This window comes from Dyella flagellata, from assembly GCF_030160275.1.
GTDB classification, from domain to species: domain Bacteria; phylum Pseudomonadota; class Gammaproteobacteria; order Xanthomonadales; family Rhodanobacteraceae; genus Dyella_B; species Dyella_B flagellata.
This window is the reverse complement of record NZ_BSOA01000003.1, coordinates 327,937-344,985: the sequence shown is the minus strand read 5'-3', so window position 1 is coordinate 344,985 and position 17,049 is coordinate 327,937. Positions and strand designations below refer to the sequence as shown.

15 protein-coding genes are annotated in these 17,049 nt (G+C 62.6%); 12 read left to right on the top strand and 3 right to left on the bottom strand.

The genetic code is table 11. The features are described 5' to 3' along the window. The first annotated feature begins 37 nt into the window (after positions 1–37). Positions 38–547: a hypothetical protein gene (locus tag QQJ96_RS03130; RefSeq protein WP_284330484.1), complete on the top strand. Its 510-nt coding sequence runs from the start codon at positions 38–40 to the stop codon at positions 545–547. Between the two features lie 83 nt (positions 548–630). Beyond that, complete coding sequence (locus tag QQJ96_RS03125; protein WP_284330483.1) at positions 631–1,143, top strand: YggN family protein; 513 nt, start codon at positions 631–633, stop codon at positions 1,141–1,143. A gap of 86 nt (positions 1,144–1,229) precedes the next feature. Here the strand turns inward: QQJ96_RS03125 and QQJ96_RS03120 are convergent, their stop codons facing one another. Then, on the bottom strand, positions 1,230–2,624 hold the full coding sequence (locus QQJ96_RS03120; RefSeq protein WP_284330482.1) for a class II fumarate hydratase: 1,395 nt from the start codon (positions 2,622–2,624) through the stop codon (positions 1,230–1,232). A gap of 101 nt (positions 2,625–2,725) precedes the next feature. On the opposite strand from QQJ96_RS03120, the gene purB reads away from it, so the two are divergent. After that, a complete protein-coding gene (gene purB / locus QQJ96_RS03115; RefSeq protein ID WP_284330481.1) occupies positions 2,726–4,093 on the top strand; it encodes an adenylosuccinate lyase in 1,368 nt (455 codons plus the stop codon). Positions 4,094–4,159: 66 nt separating this feature from the next. Next, on the top strand, positions 4,160–4,909 hold the full coding sequence (locus tag QQJ96_RS03110; protein ID WP_284330480.1) for a sulfite exporter TauE/SafE family protein: 750 nt from the start codon (positions 4,160–4,162) through the stop codon (positions 4,907–4,909). Positions 4,910–4,949: 40 nt separating this feature from the next. Here QQJ96_RS03110 and QQJ96_RS03105 read toward each other — a convergent pair whose 3' ends face one another. Next, positions 4,950–6,122 (bottom strand): glycoside hydrolase family 5 protein, encoded by a 1,173-nt coding sequence (locus QQJ96_RS03105; protein ID WP_284330479.1) that lies wholly within the window; start codon positions 6,120–6,122, stop codon positions 4,950–4,952. A gap of 185 nt (positions 6,123–6,307) precedes the next feature. Continuing rightward, entirely contained in the window at positions 6,308–6,916 is a 609-nt protein-coding gene (locus QQJ96_RS03100; protein ID WP_284330478.1) for a hypothetical protein, read from the bottom strand. A gap of 87 nt (positions 6,917–7,003) precedes the next feature. On the opposite strand from QQJ96_RS03100, the gene QQJ96_RS03095 reads away from it, so the two are divergent. From QQJ96_RS03095 to pilH, 8 genes are all read left to right on the top strand, one after another. Then, positions 7,004–8,215, top strand: coding sequence for a cupin domain-containing protein (locus QQJ96_RS03095; protein WP_284330477.1), 1,212 nt, complete (start codon positions 7,004–7,006; stop codon positions 8,213–8,215). Then, the gene (locus QQJ96_RS03090; RefSeq protein ID WP_284330476.1) at positions 8,212–8,733 is read left to right on the top strand and encodes a DUF7931 domain-containing protein; all 522 of its coding nucleotides are present in this window, start codon (positions 8,212–8,214) and stop codon (positions 8,731–8,733) included. The genes QQJ96_RS03095 and QQJ96_RS03090 overlap by 4 nt, the downstream gene beginning before the upstream one ends. Positions 8,734–8,986: 253 nt before the next feature. Further along, positions 8,987–11,830 (top strand): 2-oxoglutarate dehydrogenase E1 component, encoded by a 2,844-nt coding sequence (locus QQJ96_RS03085; protein ID WP_284330475.1) that lies wholly within the window; start codon positions 8,987–8,989, stop codon positions 11,828–11,830. Between the two features lie 21 nt (positions 11,831–11,851). Beyond that, positions 11,852–13,051 (top strand): 2-oxoglutarate dehydrogenase complex dihydrolipoyllysine-residue succinyltransferase, encoded by a 1,200-nt coding sequence (gene odhB, locus QQJ96_RS03080; RefSeq protein ID WP_284330474.1) that lies wholly within the window; start codon positions 11,852–11,854, stop codon positions 13,049–13,051. A gap of 112 nt (positions 13,052–13,163) precedes the next feature. Beyond that, positions 13,164–14,588 (top strand): dihydrolipoyl dehydrogenase, encoded by a 1,425-nt coding sequence (lpdA, locus tag QQJ96_RS03075; protein WP_284330473.1) that lies wholly within the window; start codon positions 13,164–13,166, stop codon positions 14,586–14,588. A 187-nt stretch (positions 14,589–14,775) separates the two neighbouring features. Next, positions 14,776–15,372 (top strand): LOG family protein, encoded by a 597-nt coding sequence (locus QQJ96_RS03070; protein WP_284330472.1) that lies wholly within the window; start codon positions 14,776–14,778, stop codon positions 15,370–15,372. Between the two features lie 10 nt (positions 15,373–15,382). Further along, the gene (locus tag QQJ96_RS03065; protein WP_284330471.1) at positions 15,383–16,378 is read left to right on the top strand and encodes an oxidoreductase; all 996 of its coding nucleotides are present in this window, start codon (positions 15,383–15,385) and stop codon (positions 16,376–16,378) included. 61 nt (positions 16,379–16,439) lie between these two features. Further along, positions 16,440–16,805 carry a twitching motility response regulator PilH gene (pilH, locus tag QQJ96_RS03060; RefSeq protein ID WP_284330469.1) on the top strand — a complete coding sequence of 122 codons (366 nt, stop codon included), beginning with the start codon at positions 16,440–16,442 and terminating at the stop codon, positions 16,803–16,805. Positions 16,806–17,049: the final 244 nt, after the last annotated feature.

Genomic DNA, 17,049 nt, shown 5'->3' with positions numbered 1-17,049 from the left:
GTACGTCAGTCATCCACGGCTTGAAGGGGAACGCATCATGAAGCACCAAGGGACGATTCTGCTGTTGGCTTTGTGCACTGCCCTCGCGGCATGCGACGCGCCGGACTTCAACTACCGGGGCGAAAACGGCAGGATTTCATTGGATGGCAACGTGCTGACCCTACACGTCGACGATGTGCCCGATGCTACGGTCGGATCTTCGGGCGACTTCATCGTCGACGGCAAAGTCGAGTCGATCTCTTCGGCGCAACACGGCCTGCTGGTGCTCTACTACCAAGGCGTTGCGGACATCCGGGACCAGGCCAACGGCTTAAAGGCGGGGGTCACCGCGGCCAAGAATGCCTTCGTCGAAAAGCCTGGTCCGGATGCCAAGCAAAAGCTCAAGGAGGCGGTGGAATCGCAGGCCCATCAGATGTCGGTAAAGATGTGCCAGGACGAGGTCAACCTTGCCGGCGTTCAAGCCCAGCTCGTCGCACAACTCCCTGCCTTCAAGCCGTACGGGAATATCTTCCCCGCAAAGCATGCCGACGAATGCACGAAGGCATGAATTCGCGCGACTGACCCTGCCGGCTTGATGGCAGCATAGCCAGCCATGTTTTTCTGACTACAGGACTCGTGAGGGGACGAATCATGAACTACGCACGGACGATAGCCCTGCTTGCACTCTGCGCAACCATCAGCGCCTGCAACTCGCCCGATACCACCTTGGCGAACGGCGGCGTCACGCTGAAGGACGATATCGTTACATTGCACGCCGAAGGTGCGCCCGACGCGCAGATTGACGCCAACGGAACGCTGCAGATCGATGGCAAGGCGGTGTCGGTTTCACCATCGCAACACGGCCTGCTGATGCTCTACTTCCAGCAAGTCATGGATGTGCATCAAACCGGCCTGGCCATGGGCAAAGCCGGTGCCGGCATGGGTATGAAGTCCCTCAAGGACGCGATCGATGGTAAATCGAAGGCGGATAAGGACAAGGACCTGGATGCCGGCGGCGAGCAATTGCAGGCATTAGGCAAGAAAATGTGCCTGGACCAGGCGAACGTCAAGGACGTGCAGGACCAGCTGGCTACGCAACTACCGGCCTTCAAGCCTTTCGCCAAGATCGTCACCAAGAGCCATGCCGATTGCGAGAAGGACTAAGCCGATAACACGGCTTGGTGATGCCCATCCCAGCCATCATGAACATGAAAGCAGCTGGGATTGTCACCCCAAGTTACGCACAGGCATCACCCCCCGCCTCCTCCACCATGAATACCACCTTTGGTCAGTACGCGCGGGTCGAGCAGTTTCTTCAACTCCTCTTTCGATAGCCCGGATTTTTCCAGCGCCACATCCATGATGGGGCGCTTTTCCTTGTACGCCTGCTTGGCGATGGCGGCGCCCTTCTCGTAGCCGATCACCGGATTCAAGGCGGTCACCAGGATCGGATTCATGGCCAGCGCCTGGTTCACGCGTTCGGCATTCACGCGGAAATCCGCAAGCGATTTGTCAGCCAGCAGGCGCGAAACGTTCGCCAGTATGTGGATCGACTGCAGCAGGTTGTACGCGATCAACGGCAACATCACGTTGAGCTGGAAATTGCCGGATTGGCCGGCCACGGTGATCGCCGCATCGTTGCCGATGACTTGCGCCGCCACCATGGCGGTGGCTTCCGGAATTACCGGATTCACCTTGCCCGGCATGATCGAAGAACCCGGCTGCAAGGCAGGCAGCTCGATTTCGCCCAGGCCGGCCAACGGCCCGGAGTTCATCCAGCGCAGGTCGTTGGCAATCTTCATCAGGGCCACCGCCAGCGTCTTGAGCTGGCCGGAAAGCTCCACCGCGGCATCCTGCGCGGCCATGCCTTCGAAGTAGTTGGCCGCCGAGTCGAACCGCACGTCGGTGAGCTTCTTCAGTTCGCGAGCTACTGCAGGCCCGAATTTCGGGTCGGCATTGATACCCGTACCCACGGCCGTGCCGCCGAGTGGCAATTGCCGCGTGCGTTTCAAGCTGTCGTTGATGCGTTCGATCGCCGAATCGATCTGTGCCGACCAGCCCGACAATTCCTGCCCGAAGGTCACCGGCATGGCGTCCATCAGGTGCGTGCGTCCGGTCTTGGGCACATTGCGCAGCTCGCTGGCACGGCGGTCGATGATGCGCTTGAGATGCTTCAGCGCCGGCAGCAATTGTTCGTGCGTGGTGAGCATAGCGCTGACGTGAATGGCGGTAGGGATCACGTCGTTGGAGCTTTGCCCGTAATTCACATGATCGTTCGGATGCACCTTGTTGCCGGCCTTGGCGGCAAGATGCGCGATCACCTCATTGGCATTCATGTTGGTGCTGGTGCCCGAGCCGGTCTGGAACACATCGATCGGGAACTGGTCATCGTGCTGCCCTTCGGCCACGGCCAACGCCGCCTTGCGAATGGCGGCCGCCTGCGCTTTCTTCAGATGTCCCAGCGCGAGATTGGCCTCGGCCGCGGCGGCCTTGATCAGGCCAAGCGCGCGGATGAAGGCCCGGGGCAGGTGCAGGCCGGAAATCGGGAAGTTGTCGATCGCGCGCTGGGTCTGCGCGCCATACAGCGCCTTGGCGGGCACCTTCAGCTCGCCCATGCTATCGCGCTCGGTACGGAAGTCGGCCATGGTTCGCCTCATGCGGGATGGAAAGACCGGGCCGACTATAAGCCCGCCAACGTTAGTGGCAATGTAAAATGCCGGGTTCTGATCCTCCTGGAAGCCCCCCGATGTCCACCCACGCCCTCACCGCCCTCTCGCCATTGGATGGCCGCTACGCCGGCAAGACCGAAGCGCTGCGCCCGATCTTCAGCGAATTCGGCCTGATGCACCGGCGCGTGCAGGTGGAAATCGAATGGCTGCTGGCGCTGGCCGGTGAACAGGGCATCGTCGAACTGGCGCCCTTTACGCCGGAACAGGTCGCCAGGCTCAAAGCCATCGCCGGCGATTTCAGCGTCGAGGACGGTGCGCGCATCAAGACCATCGAGGCCACCACCAACCACGACGTCAAGGCCATCGAGTACTTCATCAAGGAGCGCATCGGCAACGATGCAGCCCTGGCGCAAGCCAAGGAATTCGTGCATTTCGCCTGCACCAGCGAGGATATCAACAATCTTTCCTATGCCCTGATGCTGCGCGACGCCCGCACGCAAGTGCTGCTCCCTTGGCTGGACAAGATCATCGCCAAACTGCGCGAAATCGCGCATGCGAATGCCGCGCTGCCGATGCTTTCGCGCACGCACGGCCAGACCGCTTCGCCCAGCACCCTGGGCAAAGAGCTGGCCAATGTCGTTGCGCGCCTGGAACGCCAGCGCAAGCAGCTCGCGAACGTGGAAATTCCCGGCAAGATCAACGGTGCGGTAGGCAACTACAACGCGCATGCGATCGCCTATCCGGAAGTGGACTGGCGTAGCTTCTCCGAGCGTTTCGTCACCAGCCTGGGCCTGGACTACAACCCGTATACCACCCAGATCGAACCGCATGACGGTGTGGCCGAATACTGCGACGCCGTGCGCCGCGCCAACATCATCCTGATCGATCTGGCGCGCGACGTCTGGGGCTACATTTCGCTCGGCTATTTCAAGCAGGCGCTGAAGGCCGGCGAAGTGGGCTCGTCCACCATGCCGCACAAGGTCAACCCGATCGATTTCGAAAACGCCGAAGGCAATTTCGGCCTGGCCAACGCGTTGCTCGGCCATTTCGCCGAGAAGCTGCCGATCAGTCGCTGGCAGCGCGACCTCACCGATTCCACCGTACTGCGGGCACTCGGCACCGCCTTCGGCCACGCGCTGGTGGCACTGGAGTCTCTGCAGAAGGGCCTGGGCAAACTCAACGTGAATGCCGACCGCCTCGCCACCGATCTCGAAGCGAGCTGGGAAGTCCTGGCCGAAGCCGTGCAGACGGTGATGCGCCGCTACGGTTTGCCCGAACCTTACGAACAGTTGAAAGCATTGACGCGCGGCCAGGGCATCACACGCGACTCCATGCGCCAGTTCATTGCGGGCCTGGCGCTGCCGGAAGAGGCCAAGCAGCGCCTGCTTGAGCTTACGCCGGCCAGCTATATCGGCCTGGCCGCCGACCTGGCCCAATCGATCTGATCGCCAGGCCGGACAAATCGGGGTCGCTTTTGTCATGATGCAATCTGCCCGGCTTGCACGAGCATCATGGCGCCTCTTTCCCAATTCCTGATCTTCGCCGGTATCGGCGCACTGGCTCAGCTGGTAGACGGCGCATTGGGCATGGCGTACGGCGTGACTTCAGCTGGCATGCTGCTGGGCATCGGCATGCCGCCCGCCCTGGCCAGCGCCAGCGTGCACTACGCGGAAACCTTTACCTGCGGCGCATCCGGACTCAGCCACTGGTGGGCCGGCAACGTGCAACGGCGCTTGTTCCTGGTACTGGTCATCCCTGGGGTGATTGGCGCCGTGCTTGGCGCCACCGCGCTGTCGCACATGCCACCGATCTGGATTCGCTATTTCCTCACCCCCTACCTGCTAGCGATGGGCCTGTTTCTGGTCTTGCGCACCACCCGGCGCAAGGATCGGCGGGAGGATGTTCCGCGTGGCACCAGTGTGCTGGGATTCGTAGCCGGCGTGCTCGATGCGGCGGGGGGTGGCGGGTGGAGTGCCCTCACTGTCACCACCATGGTTGCGCGCGGACAGGAACCGCGCATGGTGATCGGCAGCGTGCACCTGGCCAAGTGTGTCGTCAGCCTCGCCGCCAGCATCACTTTTCTGCTCAGCATCGGTCAAAGCAAATTACATGTGGTGCTGGGCTTGATCCTGGGCGGAGTGATCGCCGCGCCATTTGGCGCCTGGCTGGTGCGTCGCCTGCCGCCTCGCGCGTCTACGCTGATGGCGGGGCTCACCGTTTTGGCGCTGGGTATCTACAACTTCTATCGCCTGCTGCGCTGAACACCCTGATCAGGCTCATGCGCGACACGGCATGTGCCGTTCACAGGCGCTTGCCAATAAGCTCGAATTCGGGCGTCGCTGTCCGTTTGAGGGGATCGGGCAACCCCCTTTCCATCGCCTTCCAATAGGCCCAGGGCACCTTGCCTTTCCCCAATTCGTAATCCATCCCGTCCCAGCTGTCCTCGCGAAAACTGTAGAAGGCCCAGTGCAGTCCCTGGCGATCAAGAACGGTCAGCACATCATTGAGATAAGCGGTGCAACTGTTCAGCATCCTCACACAACCGAATTCACCGGCAACCATTCTGTTCGGCGGTATGCCATGCACCTGAGCCCATTGGGTCGGTAAGCTCAAGTATTGCGCGACGCGTTTGGCATCCCACCGCTCCTGGTGGTCCGCAAAAGGCACTACGCCGGGATAGCTATAAGGCTTCTTGCGCTTCAGGTTGGGGGCGCTAGTGGCCGAATAGGGCTCGTACATATGGAAACTGTAGAGGATACGCCCGTCGGCAAGCGGCGCCGGCCAGTACCCGAATGCATCGGCGGCGGCATACCAACCCGATTCCACCATGATCGGCGTGTCAGGATCGACCTCTCGTATGGCGGCAATCACCTTCTGGTAAAACGCCCTCAGATCGCGCGAGCCTCCCTGTTGTTCACCGTACCATTTCGCCATAGCGGCTTGATCGGCATGTTCAACGAGCCCACCTTTCTTCTCGGGAGCCGGCTCGTTGACGATGTCGTAGGCGGCGATGGCCGGATGATCTTTCAGTGCTTTGGCCAGATCCCGCCAGAAGCGAGCCGCATCGTCCCAGGCTTGCTTGCTCTGCCACAGACGGTCGTCAAACCGGCCGCCATTGTTTTGTGACCACCGCGCATAAGGTAGCGACAGTGGGGCGATCACCACTTTGAGCCCGGCTTTGTCTGCTCTGTCGAGCGCAGCCTTGAGCGTTGCCAGGTCCTTTTGCTCCAAACCCTGATAATGGTCCGCACTCCCCATCAGGAAATCGCGACCGGATGGTTTCCATTTGTCATAGACAAGTCTCACCCAGGTCGCGCCATAGCCCCGCAGCGCGTCGAAGTAAGCCTGATCGGGCGGCAGCCGATTGAAACTGTTGCCGCCGTGCTGCGGTTTGTCCCAGAAACGAATCCGATCGGCGGCGTGGACGAAACCGGCAAGCGCCAACGAGAGAAGAAGCGTCAGGATCGTGCGCACGGAGTCTCCTTCCAGCGGTCAAGATGACGAGGATAGGATGAGTCCCTTGTACGCCAGCGTAGTCCAACACTGAAAAACCTGTCGTCTTTTATCGCTCGCTAAGCACCCGGTTTGCTCAAAGCAGCCCGCGCCATGCAGTGGCCCTTAGTAATGACGCTGCAAGCAATGCAGTACCTGGACGACGGCTAGCGCGACAGCTCGCAGATCCAGTTCACTTCCCAGTTTCTGCCGCCATCGGGCGAAAACGATTGCTCCATCCGCGCCGCGTGCGGCGAAATGTTGAGCCACATCCAGCGCACCAGCACCACGCGGCCCTGCCAGGTGATGCGGTTGTAGAACTCGCCGCGATTGCCATGAAATTCACCGACCACGGGCGCGGCGGGATCCAGGTCGCCGTTGTCCAGGTCCAGGCCGTAAATGATCCATTGCTGCGTTTGCGGCTTGTACATGCGCAGGGTCTGCGCCCTGAGGTGCTGCTTTTTATCGGTGCTGGTGACCTCGAACTGCTCGAAGTTGGCGTTGGTGTCCAGCAGCTTGTGGTGGTTGGAGATTCCGTCGTATTCCACCCAGGCGTTGGAACCCACCAGCCGATCCGGCAGGCGGCGGACATGGGCTTTCCAGTCACCGATCAGGAAGTCGAAATCATGCGAGCCGTCATGCTGCGGCCCGGCCAGTACTGCGGTGGGGTTGGCGGCGCCTTGCTCCGCAGCCACCGGCAAAGCGATGCCGAAAGACCCTGCCACAGCCGTTAACCCTATGAGGAACCGCGGTGCAACCTGTCGCCATGCAGCCATGCCTTGCTCCTGTTCCGGCGTCACCCGGGTAGACAGTTCGGCGGAGCCTACGCTTATCAACCCTCCGATTCCATACAATGCCGCCCCATGACGCTTTCCCACACTTCCCGCAAGCCGCTGCCCATCGAAGTGCATGGCTCGACCAGCCAGCCGCTGGGCATGACCGCGGCGCAGTTCCTCCGCGACTACTGGCAGAAGCGGCCCCTGCTGGTCCGCAATGCCTTTCCTGACTTTCAGGCCCCTATCGCGCCAGAAGACCTGGCCGGCCTGGCCTGCGAGGAAGGAGCGCTCTCACGCCTCATCCAGCACGATGAAGATCGCCAGCGCTGGAAGGTGAAGACCGGCCCCTTGAGCGAAAGCGATTTCGCCAAGACCGGCAACGCCAACTGGACCTTGCTGGTGCAGGATGTGGACAAGTGGGACATGGACGTCGCCGCCCTGCTCGATCACTTCTCGTTCCTGCCCAGCTGGCGCGTGGACGACGTGATGATCTCCTATGCCGAACCCGGCGGTGGCGTGGGCGCACACGTTGACCAGTACGACGTGTTTCTGCTGCAAGGCCTGGGGCAACGGCACTGGGCGATCAGCACCGATCCGCACGCGCCGAAGGACTTTCGCAACGACGTCGAACTCAAGCAGCTCGTGCACTTCGAGCCCACCCACGAATGGCTGCTCGATCCGGGCGACATGCTGTACCTGCCACCCGGCATTGCCCACGATGGCGTGGCCTTCGGCGGCCCCTGCATGACCTTTTCGGTGGGCATGCGCGCGCCCTCACAGGGTGAACTGGTAGGCGACCTGGCCGACTATCTGGCCGAGCATCTGGCCGAAGACCAGCGCTATGCCGATCCGGATCTTGCCCCCGTCAAGCGCGCCGGCGAAATCGACAAGGCAGCGCTGCAGCGCCTACGCGTTGCCCTACCGTTCGCGCAAGCCCTGGATGATGCCACCCTGCTCGACTGGTTTGGCCGCTTCATCACGCGCTATCGCGCCGCGCAGGCGCCCATGCCGCCGGCCAAGCCGCTGGGCGAAGCGGCCCTGATCAAACAACTGGAGGGCGGCGCTTCGCTGCTGCGCCATCCGTGGTCGCGCATGGCCTGGGCGCAAGCCGGCAAGCGTTGCACGCTGTACGCCAACGGCCATGCCTACCCAGCTTCGTCGCACTGGGTGGTGCAACTTTGCGCCCAACGTACCCTATCGCCCCCACTGGACTGGTCGCGAGACGATATCTCCCTGCTACTGGCCCTGATCAACGATGGCCACCTGATTCTTCGCCGCCTGCGCGGACGCAACGCATGAATACGCTTTCCCCCTTACCGGCAGTACCGGACGATGGCGCCTTTGCCGTGAGCGGCCCCGAGGCCGTGACCGCAATGCGCCTGCAACTGCTGGTTGCGACCCGCTACAAACTGGCCTTCCATCTGCCGATATTGCCGTCATCGATCCTGAGCAGCTCCGACGAACTGGCCGAACTGCGCCGCATCGCCATTGCCGGGCGCGGCGCGGAAATCCGCATCGTGCTTGCCGATCCGGCAGCAGCCATGCGCGCGGGACACCGCCTGCTGGATCTGGCCCAGCGGCTGCCCAGCGCGCTGCAGATCCGCGCGCTGGCCGAGGAAGATCAAGGCGCACAGACGGACGCAAGCAGCTGGCTGCTCAACGACACTGGTGGCTACTTGTTCCTGCCCGATGCAGAGCGCTGGGAAGGTCGCGCCGCCCTGAAGGATGGCCCGGGGCAAGCCCCCTTGCTGCTGCAATTCGAACAAATCTGGCAACGGGCCCTGCCCGCCACCCAGCTGCAAGCGCTGGGCTTGTAAACCATGGGCTGAACACCCATGCATGGCCAGCCTTCTGCTTCCACGCCTCATAGGGCGACCGGAAACGGCTAAGACCTTGTTCCGACTGCCTCCAGCACAAGCTGCGTCAGGGTCGGCCGGCTCCCCGCAGCGAGGCCTGTAGCTTGCCGCAGTGCGGAAGCGGCAGGCTATAATTAACGGGATTTTTCGCCAGCGAACCCAAGGCCTACGACAAGGCGGTCCGCTGAAGCTTCCCTTCCCTGCCGGTGGTGACGTGAGCACAAACCTGATCCGCGAGTTTTTTGAATCCTCGCAACTCGCAGGCGGCAACGCCGATTATGTCGAATCGTTGTATGACGCCTGGCTGGCCGATCCCGCATCGGTACCCACCGAGTGGAACAGCTACTTCCAGACCTTCAAGGGCCGCGAGTCGGGAGACACCTCCCATACCGCGGCCATTGCACGTATTGAGGCGGCACAAAAACGGCGCCCCGGCTTCGCCGCGGCGGCTCCGGTCAGCGACGAGCACGCACGCAAGCAAGCCGGCGTGCTGCGCCTCCTGACGGCCTACCGTTCGCGCGGCCACCTTGCCGCCGACCTGGACCCGCTGGGCCTTGCCTCCAAGACCCATGCGCCGGACCTGGACCTGGCCTTCCATGGCCTGTCCGACGCCGACCTGGACACCGAGTTCGATTGCGGCAACTTCGCCGGCGGCGGCCAGCGCATGAAGCTGCGCGAGCTGTTTGCACGCCTCAAGCGCGTGTACACCAGCACGATCGGCGTGGAGTTCATGCACATCTCCGATCACGCGCAGCGCAACTGGATCTACAGCCGCCTTGAGCTGGCCAACGGCAGTGCCGGCCTGGACAAGGCTGGCAAGCAGCGCCTGCTCGGCAGCCTGACCGGGGCCGAAGGTCTGGAACGCTACCTGCACACCAAGTACGTGGGCCAGAAGCGCTTCTCGCTGGAAGGCGGTGACAGCCTGATCCCGATGGTCGATGACATCGTGCAGGCCGCGGGCGACAACGGCATCCGCGACATGGTCATCGGCATGGCCCACCGCGGCCGCCTGAATATGCTGGTGAATATCCTCGGCAAGCCGCCGAAGACGCTGTTCAACGAGTTCGAAGGCATCTTCGAACATCATGACGAAGACCCGGCCCATTCCGGCGACGTGAAGTACCACATGGGTTTCTCCGCCGATGTACGCACCCCCAAGGGCGGCGTGCACGTGGCGCTGGCGTTCAACCCTTCGCACCTGGAAATCGTCAACCCGGTGGTGGCCGGATCCGTGCATGCGCGCCAGGTGCGCCGCCGCGACACCGAGCGCACCAAGTCGTTTGCCGTGCTGATCCACGGCGATGCCGCCTTGGCCGGCCAGGGCGTGAACATGGAACTGTTCAACATGTCGCAGGCGCGCGGCTTCAAGATCGGCGGCACCTTGCACATCGCGGTGAACAACCAGGTGGGTTTCACCACCTCCAACCCCCAGGACGCCCGCTCCACGCTGTACTGCACCGACGTGATCAAGATGATCAACAGCCCGGTGTTCCACGTGAATGGCGACGATCCGGAAGCGGTGATCCAGGTCACCCGCCTCGCCTACGAGTTCCGCAAGACGTTCCGCAAGGACGTGATGATCGACCTGGTGTGCTACCGCCGCCACGGCCACAACGAAGCGGACGAACCGGCCGCCACCCAGCCGGTGATGTACCAGATCATCCGCAAGCGCCCCACCACGCGCGAGCTGTACGCGCAGCAACTGGTGAAGGAAGGCCTGCTTGCCGAAGGCGACGCGCAGAAGCTGTCCGAGGAGTACCGCAACCGCCTCGAAGCGGGTGCGGCGATGACCGACTTGCATCCATCGCTGACCAAGGACGTGGAAGTGGACTGGAGCCGCTTCATCGGCGGCAAGCTGTCCACGCCTTACCCGTCGAATCTGGACAAGAACAAGCTGGTCGAACTGGCCAATCGCATCCTGTCCCTGCCGCAGGATCTGACGCTGCATTCGCGCGTGTCCAAGATCTACGACGACCGTCGCAAGATGGCCGCCGGCGAGCAGCCTGGTGATTGGGGCTTTGCCGAAAACCTGGCTTATGCATCGCTGATCGACGAAGGCCACAACCTGCGCCTGGTCGGCCAGGACGCCGGCCGCGGCACCTTCTTCCACCGCCACGCCGTGCTGCATGACCAGAAGGACGGCCATAGCTATCTGCCGCTGGCTTCGCTGCGTCCGGATGCGGACGTCGAGGTGATCGATTCGCTGCTCAGCGAAGAAGCGGTGATGGCGTTCGAGTACGGCCACGCCACCACCGATCCGCATACGCTGCATATCTGGGAAGCGCAGTTCGGCGACTTCGCCAACGGGGCGCAGGTGGTGATCGACCAGTTCATCAGCTCCGGCGAATCGAAGTGGGACCGCCTGTGCGGCCTGGCGCTGTTCCTGCCGCACGGCTACGAAGGCCAGGGTCCGGAGCATTCCTCCGCGCGTCTGGAACGCTTCCTGCAGCTGTGCGCGCTGGACAATATGCAAGTGTGCGTACCGACCACGCCGGCGCAGGATTTCCATATGATCCGCCGCCAGATGCTGCGCCCGGCGCGCAAGCCGCTGATCGTGATGACACCCAAGTCGCTGCTGCGCCACAAGCTGGCCGTGTCCACCCTGGACGAACTGGCCAACGGCAGCTTCCAGCTGGTGCTGGGCGAGCATCGCGACCTGCCGGCGAAGAAGGTCAAGCGCGTGGTGCTGTGCGCAGGCAAGGTCTACTACGACCTGCTGGAAGAATCCGAAAAGCGCGGCCTCACCGACGTGGCGATCGTACGCGTGGAACAGCTTTACCCGTTCCCGCGTCCGGAAGTCATGGCCGAACTGGAGAAATACCCTTCCGTCAAGGAAGTGGTGTGGTGCCAGGAAGAGCCGATGAACCAGGGCGCCTGGTTCCAGATCCGCCATCACCTGCAGGCCTGCGTGGGAGCCAAGCAAAGCCTCTCCTACGCCGGCCGCGCACGTTCGCCCGCGCCCGCAGCCGGTCACCTCAACGATCACGTCGCCGAGCAGGCCTCGCTGGTCGAACAAGCACTGGTCGCGCCGGTCGGCCCCGATCACTCAGCAGAATAACTACCCAGGATTCATTACATCATGTCCACCGAAGTCAAAGTCCCCGTTCTGCCCGAGTCCGTCTCCGACGCCACCATCGCGACCTGGCACAAGAAGGCCGGCGAAGCTGTGAAGCGTGACGAGAACCTGGTCGACCTGGAAACCGACAAGGTTGTGCTCGAAGTGCCGGCTCCGGTCGACGGCGTGCTGAAAGAACTGAAATTCCAGGCCGGCGACACGGTGACCAGCCAACAGGTGATCGCAGTGATCGAAGAAGGCGCCGCGGCCGCTGCGCCGGCTCCTGCACCCGCCGCTGCTGCTCCCGCCCCGGCGCCTGCCGCTGCGGCTCCGCAAGCTGCGGCCAAGGGTACGGAGAATCTTTCCCCAGCCGGCCTGCGTGTCGCTACCGAAGAAAAGATCGACGTCTCCAAGGTGGCCGGCACCGGCCGCGATGGCCGCGTCACCAAGGAAGACCTGGTGAACTACTCCAAGGGTGGCACGCCAGCCGCCGCCGCGCCGTCGGTGGCGCCGACGCCCGGCGCCCGCCCGGAAGAACGCGTACCGATGACGCGCATCCGCGCGCGCATCGCCGAACGCTTGATGCAGTCGAAGAACTCGATCGCGATGCTCACCTCGTTCAACGAAGTGAACCTCGCCGAAGTCACCAAGATGCGCAAGACGCTGGGCGAGCAGTTCGAAAAGGCCAACGGCGTGAAGCTCGGTTTCATGAGCTTCTTCGTCAAGGCAGCCGCCGAGGCGCTGAAGCGTCATCCGATCATCAATGCCTCGGTTGACGGTAACGACATCATCTATCACGGCTACCAGGACATCTCCATCGCCGTGGCCACCGACAAGGGCCTGGTGACGCCGGTGCTGCGCGACGCGCAGAGCATGAGCTTCGCCGATATCGAAAAGGGCATCGCCAACTACGCCAAGAAGGCGCGCGAAGGCAAACTCGGCCTGGATGACCTTCAGGGCGGCACCTTCACCATCACCAACGGTGGCACCTTCGGTTCGCTGCTGTCGACGCCGATCGTGAATCCGCCGCAAAGCGCGATTCTGGGCATGCACACCATCAAGGAGCGTGCGATCGTCGAGAACGGCCAGGTGATCGCCGCGCCGATGATGTACCTGGCGATCTCGTACGACCACCGCATCATCGACGGCAAGGACGCGGTGCTGTTCCTGGTCGACATCAAGAACCAGCTGGAAAATCCGCAGCGCATGCTGCTGGGCATGTAATCGCCCGCCGGCCGGGGCGCCATCGCGGCAGCCCCGGCCGGCATGCCCCTTTCGAAATCCCCCACGCGCCGCCATATACGGCACGTTTCCGCTCCCTAGGAACCTTTGAACCATGAGCGACAAATTCGACGTCATCGTCATCGGCGCCGGCCCTGCCGGTTATGTGGCTGCCATCCGAGCTGCGCAGCTCGGCCTGAAGACCGCTTGCGTGGATGCCTTCGTCGGCAAGGACGGCAAGCAGGCCCTCGGCGGCACCTGCCTCAACGTGGGCTGCATTCCCTCCAAGGCGCTGCTGGACTCGTCCAAGCAGTACTACAACCTGTCGCACAACCTGCCGGCGCACGGCATCAGCGTCGAAAACGCCAAGGTGGACATGGCCACCTTCATCGGCCGCAAGGACAAGATCGTCAAGCAGTTCACCGGCGGCATCGGCCAGCTGTTCAAGGCCAACAAGGTCACGCCGTTCTTCGGCAAGGGCAAGCTGCTGAAGGGCAATAACGTTGAGATCACCGGTAACGACGGCAGCAAGCAGACGATCAGCGCCACCAACGTGATCCTCGCCTCCGGCTCGGTGCCGATCGAGTTGCCGTTCGCCAAGTTCGACGGCAAGAACATCATCGACAACGCTGGCGCACTGGACATCAACGAAGTACCCAAGCGCCTGGGCGTGATCGGTGCCGGCGTGATCGGCCTGGAGCTGGGCAGCGTGTGGAACCGCCTGGGCGCGCAAGTAACCATCCTCGAAGCACTGCCTGATTTCCTTGCCGTCGCCGATCAAGACGTCGCCAAGGTCGCCAAGAAGGAATTCGAGAAGCAGGGCCTCGCCATCAAGCTCGGCGCCAAGCTGACCAAGGCCGAGGTGAAGAAGAATGAAGTGGCGCTTACCTACGAAGACAAGGACGGCGCGCACGAACTGACCGTCGACAAGCTGCTGGTGGCCGTAGGCCGCCGCGCCTACACCGAAGGCCTGCTGGCCGACGATACTGGCGTGAAGCTGGACGAGCGCGGTCGCATCGTGGTGGACGAACACAACCACACCGGCGTGGACGGCGTATGGGCGATCGGCGATGCCGTGCGCGGCCCGATGCTGGCGCACAAGGGCTCCGAAGAAGGCGTGGCGGTGGCCGAGTGGATCGCCGGCAAGGCCGGTCACATCAACCTCGACACGGTGCCGTGGGTGATCTACACCGAGCCGGAAATCGCCTGGGCCGGCAAGACCGAAAAGGAACTGAAGGACGCCGGCGTCCCGTACAAGGTCGGCAGCTTCCCGTTCGCCGCCATCGGCCGTGCTGTAGCGATGAACGAGGCCATCGGCCAGGTAAAGGTGATCGCCCACGCTGAAACCGATCGCGTGCTGGGCGTGCACATGGTTGGCCCGGGCGTATCCGAGCTGATCGCCGAGGCCGTGGTGACGATGGAGTTCAAGGGCTCGGCCGAGGATCTGGCGCGCATCGTCCACGCCCACCCGACGCTCTCCGAGGCCGTGCACGAAGCGGCGCTGTCAGTAGACAAGCGCGCGATTCACAAAGGAAATTGAGGCCTCGTGCCATCATGAGATACGGCCCGCTCGCGGCAACATGAGCGGGCCGTTTGGTTTTTAGCGTCGAGTTGTAGGCTGGGATGGCAATCCCAGCACGGCAAGCCGCCGGCAAGCTGGGATTGGCATCCCAGCCTACGAGGCCGGCATGCTGATTTCCTCTCACTTCTCCTCACTCAGACTCCCCATGCCCCAACCCTCAGCCCTCTGCGTCTACTGCGGCTCCCAAAGCGGCCAGCACCCGATCTACGCCGAGACCGCCCGCGCCTTCGGCCTGGAACTAGCGCGTCGCGGCATTGCCCTGGTGTACGGCGGCGGCAAGGTCGGCTTGATGGGGACAGTCGCCAATGCCGTCCTGAACGGCGGCGGCGAGGTCATCGGCGTGATTCCGCGCCAGCTGGTCGAGCGTGAAGTGGCCCATACGGGCCTGACCGAGCTGGTGGTGGTCGATACCATGCACCAGCGCAAGACACGCATGTATGAACTCGCCCAGGCTTTCGTCGCCCTGCCCGGCGGTTTCGGCACCATGGACGAGATGTTCGAGATGCTTACCTGGGCACAGCTGGGCCTGCATCGCCATCCTTGCGCGTTTCTCGACACGCAGGGCTATTACGGCCATTTGCGCAGCATGATGAACCACATGGTCGCCGAAGGCTTCGTCACGCAAGGCCGGCGCGACAGCGTGTGGTTCGGCGACTCGATCGGCGAACTATTCGACTGGATGAATCAGTATCACGCAGGTGTTGCGCCGCACGGTGTCGACGCCTCCAGTATCAAGGCATGAGGTGGCAGGCATGACGACATTTCAAGCGTTTCGCATTCACAACGACGCCAACGGTTATCGCAGCGGCATGGAAACCATGCATGCCGATGCATTGAGCCAGGGCGAAGTGCTGGTGAAGGTGGCCTATTCCTCGGTCAATTACAAAGACGCGCTGGCCGGCACCGGCAAGGGCAAGATCCTTCGCCAGTACCCGCTCAACGGCGGTATCGATGCGGCGGGCGTGGTAGTGGCTTCCTCCGATACGCTGTTCAAGGAAGGTGACAAGGTACTGTGCACCGGCAGCGGTCTTTCCGAAACGCGCGACGGTGGTTACGCCCAATACATCCGCTTGCCATCGCAATGGGCTATTCCTCTGCCCGATGGCTTGAGCCTGCGTGAAAGCATGATCCTGGGAACGGCCGGCTTTACGGCTGCGCTGGCGCTGCTGCGCATGCAGGATAACGGTCAAACACCGGCGCTCGGCCCCATCGCGGTCAGCGGCGCAAGCGGTGGCGTGGGCATGCTGGCCATCGACATCTTCACGCAGGCCGGCTACGAGGTGCATGCCATCAGCGGCAAGGCCGCCCATTTCGATTTCCTGCGCAGCCTCGGTGCGACCGAATGCATTGACCGGCACCAGCTGGCCTTCAGTGGCAAGCCCATGGACTCGGCACGCTTTGGCGGTGCGCTCGACAACGTGGGCGGCGCCATGCTCGCCGGCCTGCTCCCGCTGACCGTGCCCTACGGCAACGTGGCCGTCTGCGGCAATGCCGGCGGCATCGGCCTGGAAAGCACGGTCATGCCATTCATCATTCGTGGCGTCAGCCTGCTCGGCATTGCCTCCGCCGGCACGGCCCGCGCCATCCGCGGGCAGGTGTGGAGCCAGCTGGCCGGCGCTTGGAAGCCCCGCCATCTGGACCGCATCGCCACCCGTGAAATCGGCCTGGAACAGCTGCCGGAAGTGTTCGAGCGTATGCTGACAGGAGAGTCGTTCGGCCGCACAATTGTGCGCGTCGACAGTATCTGATGCTTGGAAGCGTCGCCACGGCGACTTAGAATTAACGAAACGACTAGGGGATTCCCACCTTATGGCACGCATTTTGATCGTCGACGATTCTCCGTCGCAGCTTCTCGGTATCAAACGCATCGTCGAGAAGCTCGGCCATGAAACGCTGACCGCCGAAGACGGTGCCGCGGGTGTGACCGTGGCCAAGCAGGAAAAGCCCGCCCTGATCCTGATGGACGTGGTGATGCCCAACCTCAATGGCTTCCAGGCCACGCGCACCATCAGCAAGGATCCTGAAACGGCACATATTCCGATCGTGCTGGTCACCACCAAGGACCAGGAAACCGACAAGGTGTGGGGCATGCGCCAGGGCGCGAAGGCCTATGTCACCAAGCCGATCAAGGAAGAGGAACTGATCGCCGTGCTGAAGGAACTGCTGCCGGGCTGATATTCCAAACCGGTAAAAAAACGGCGCCGCATGGGCGCCGTTTTCGTTTCTGCGCCATTAGGGACGCTCTGACCTATTCTGCGTACCCGTCACCACACTGTATGCGCGTCTGGCGGAGCGTAGGCTGGGATAGCAATCCCAGCACCGGGATACCGTATGGAAAGCTGGGATTATCATCCCAGCCTACGCTCCGCCAGACGCGCATACAGTGCGGCCCCAACATTTTGAATTTTAATGCCGGGGT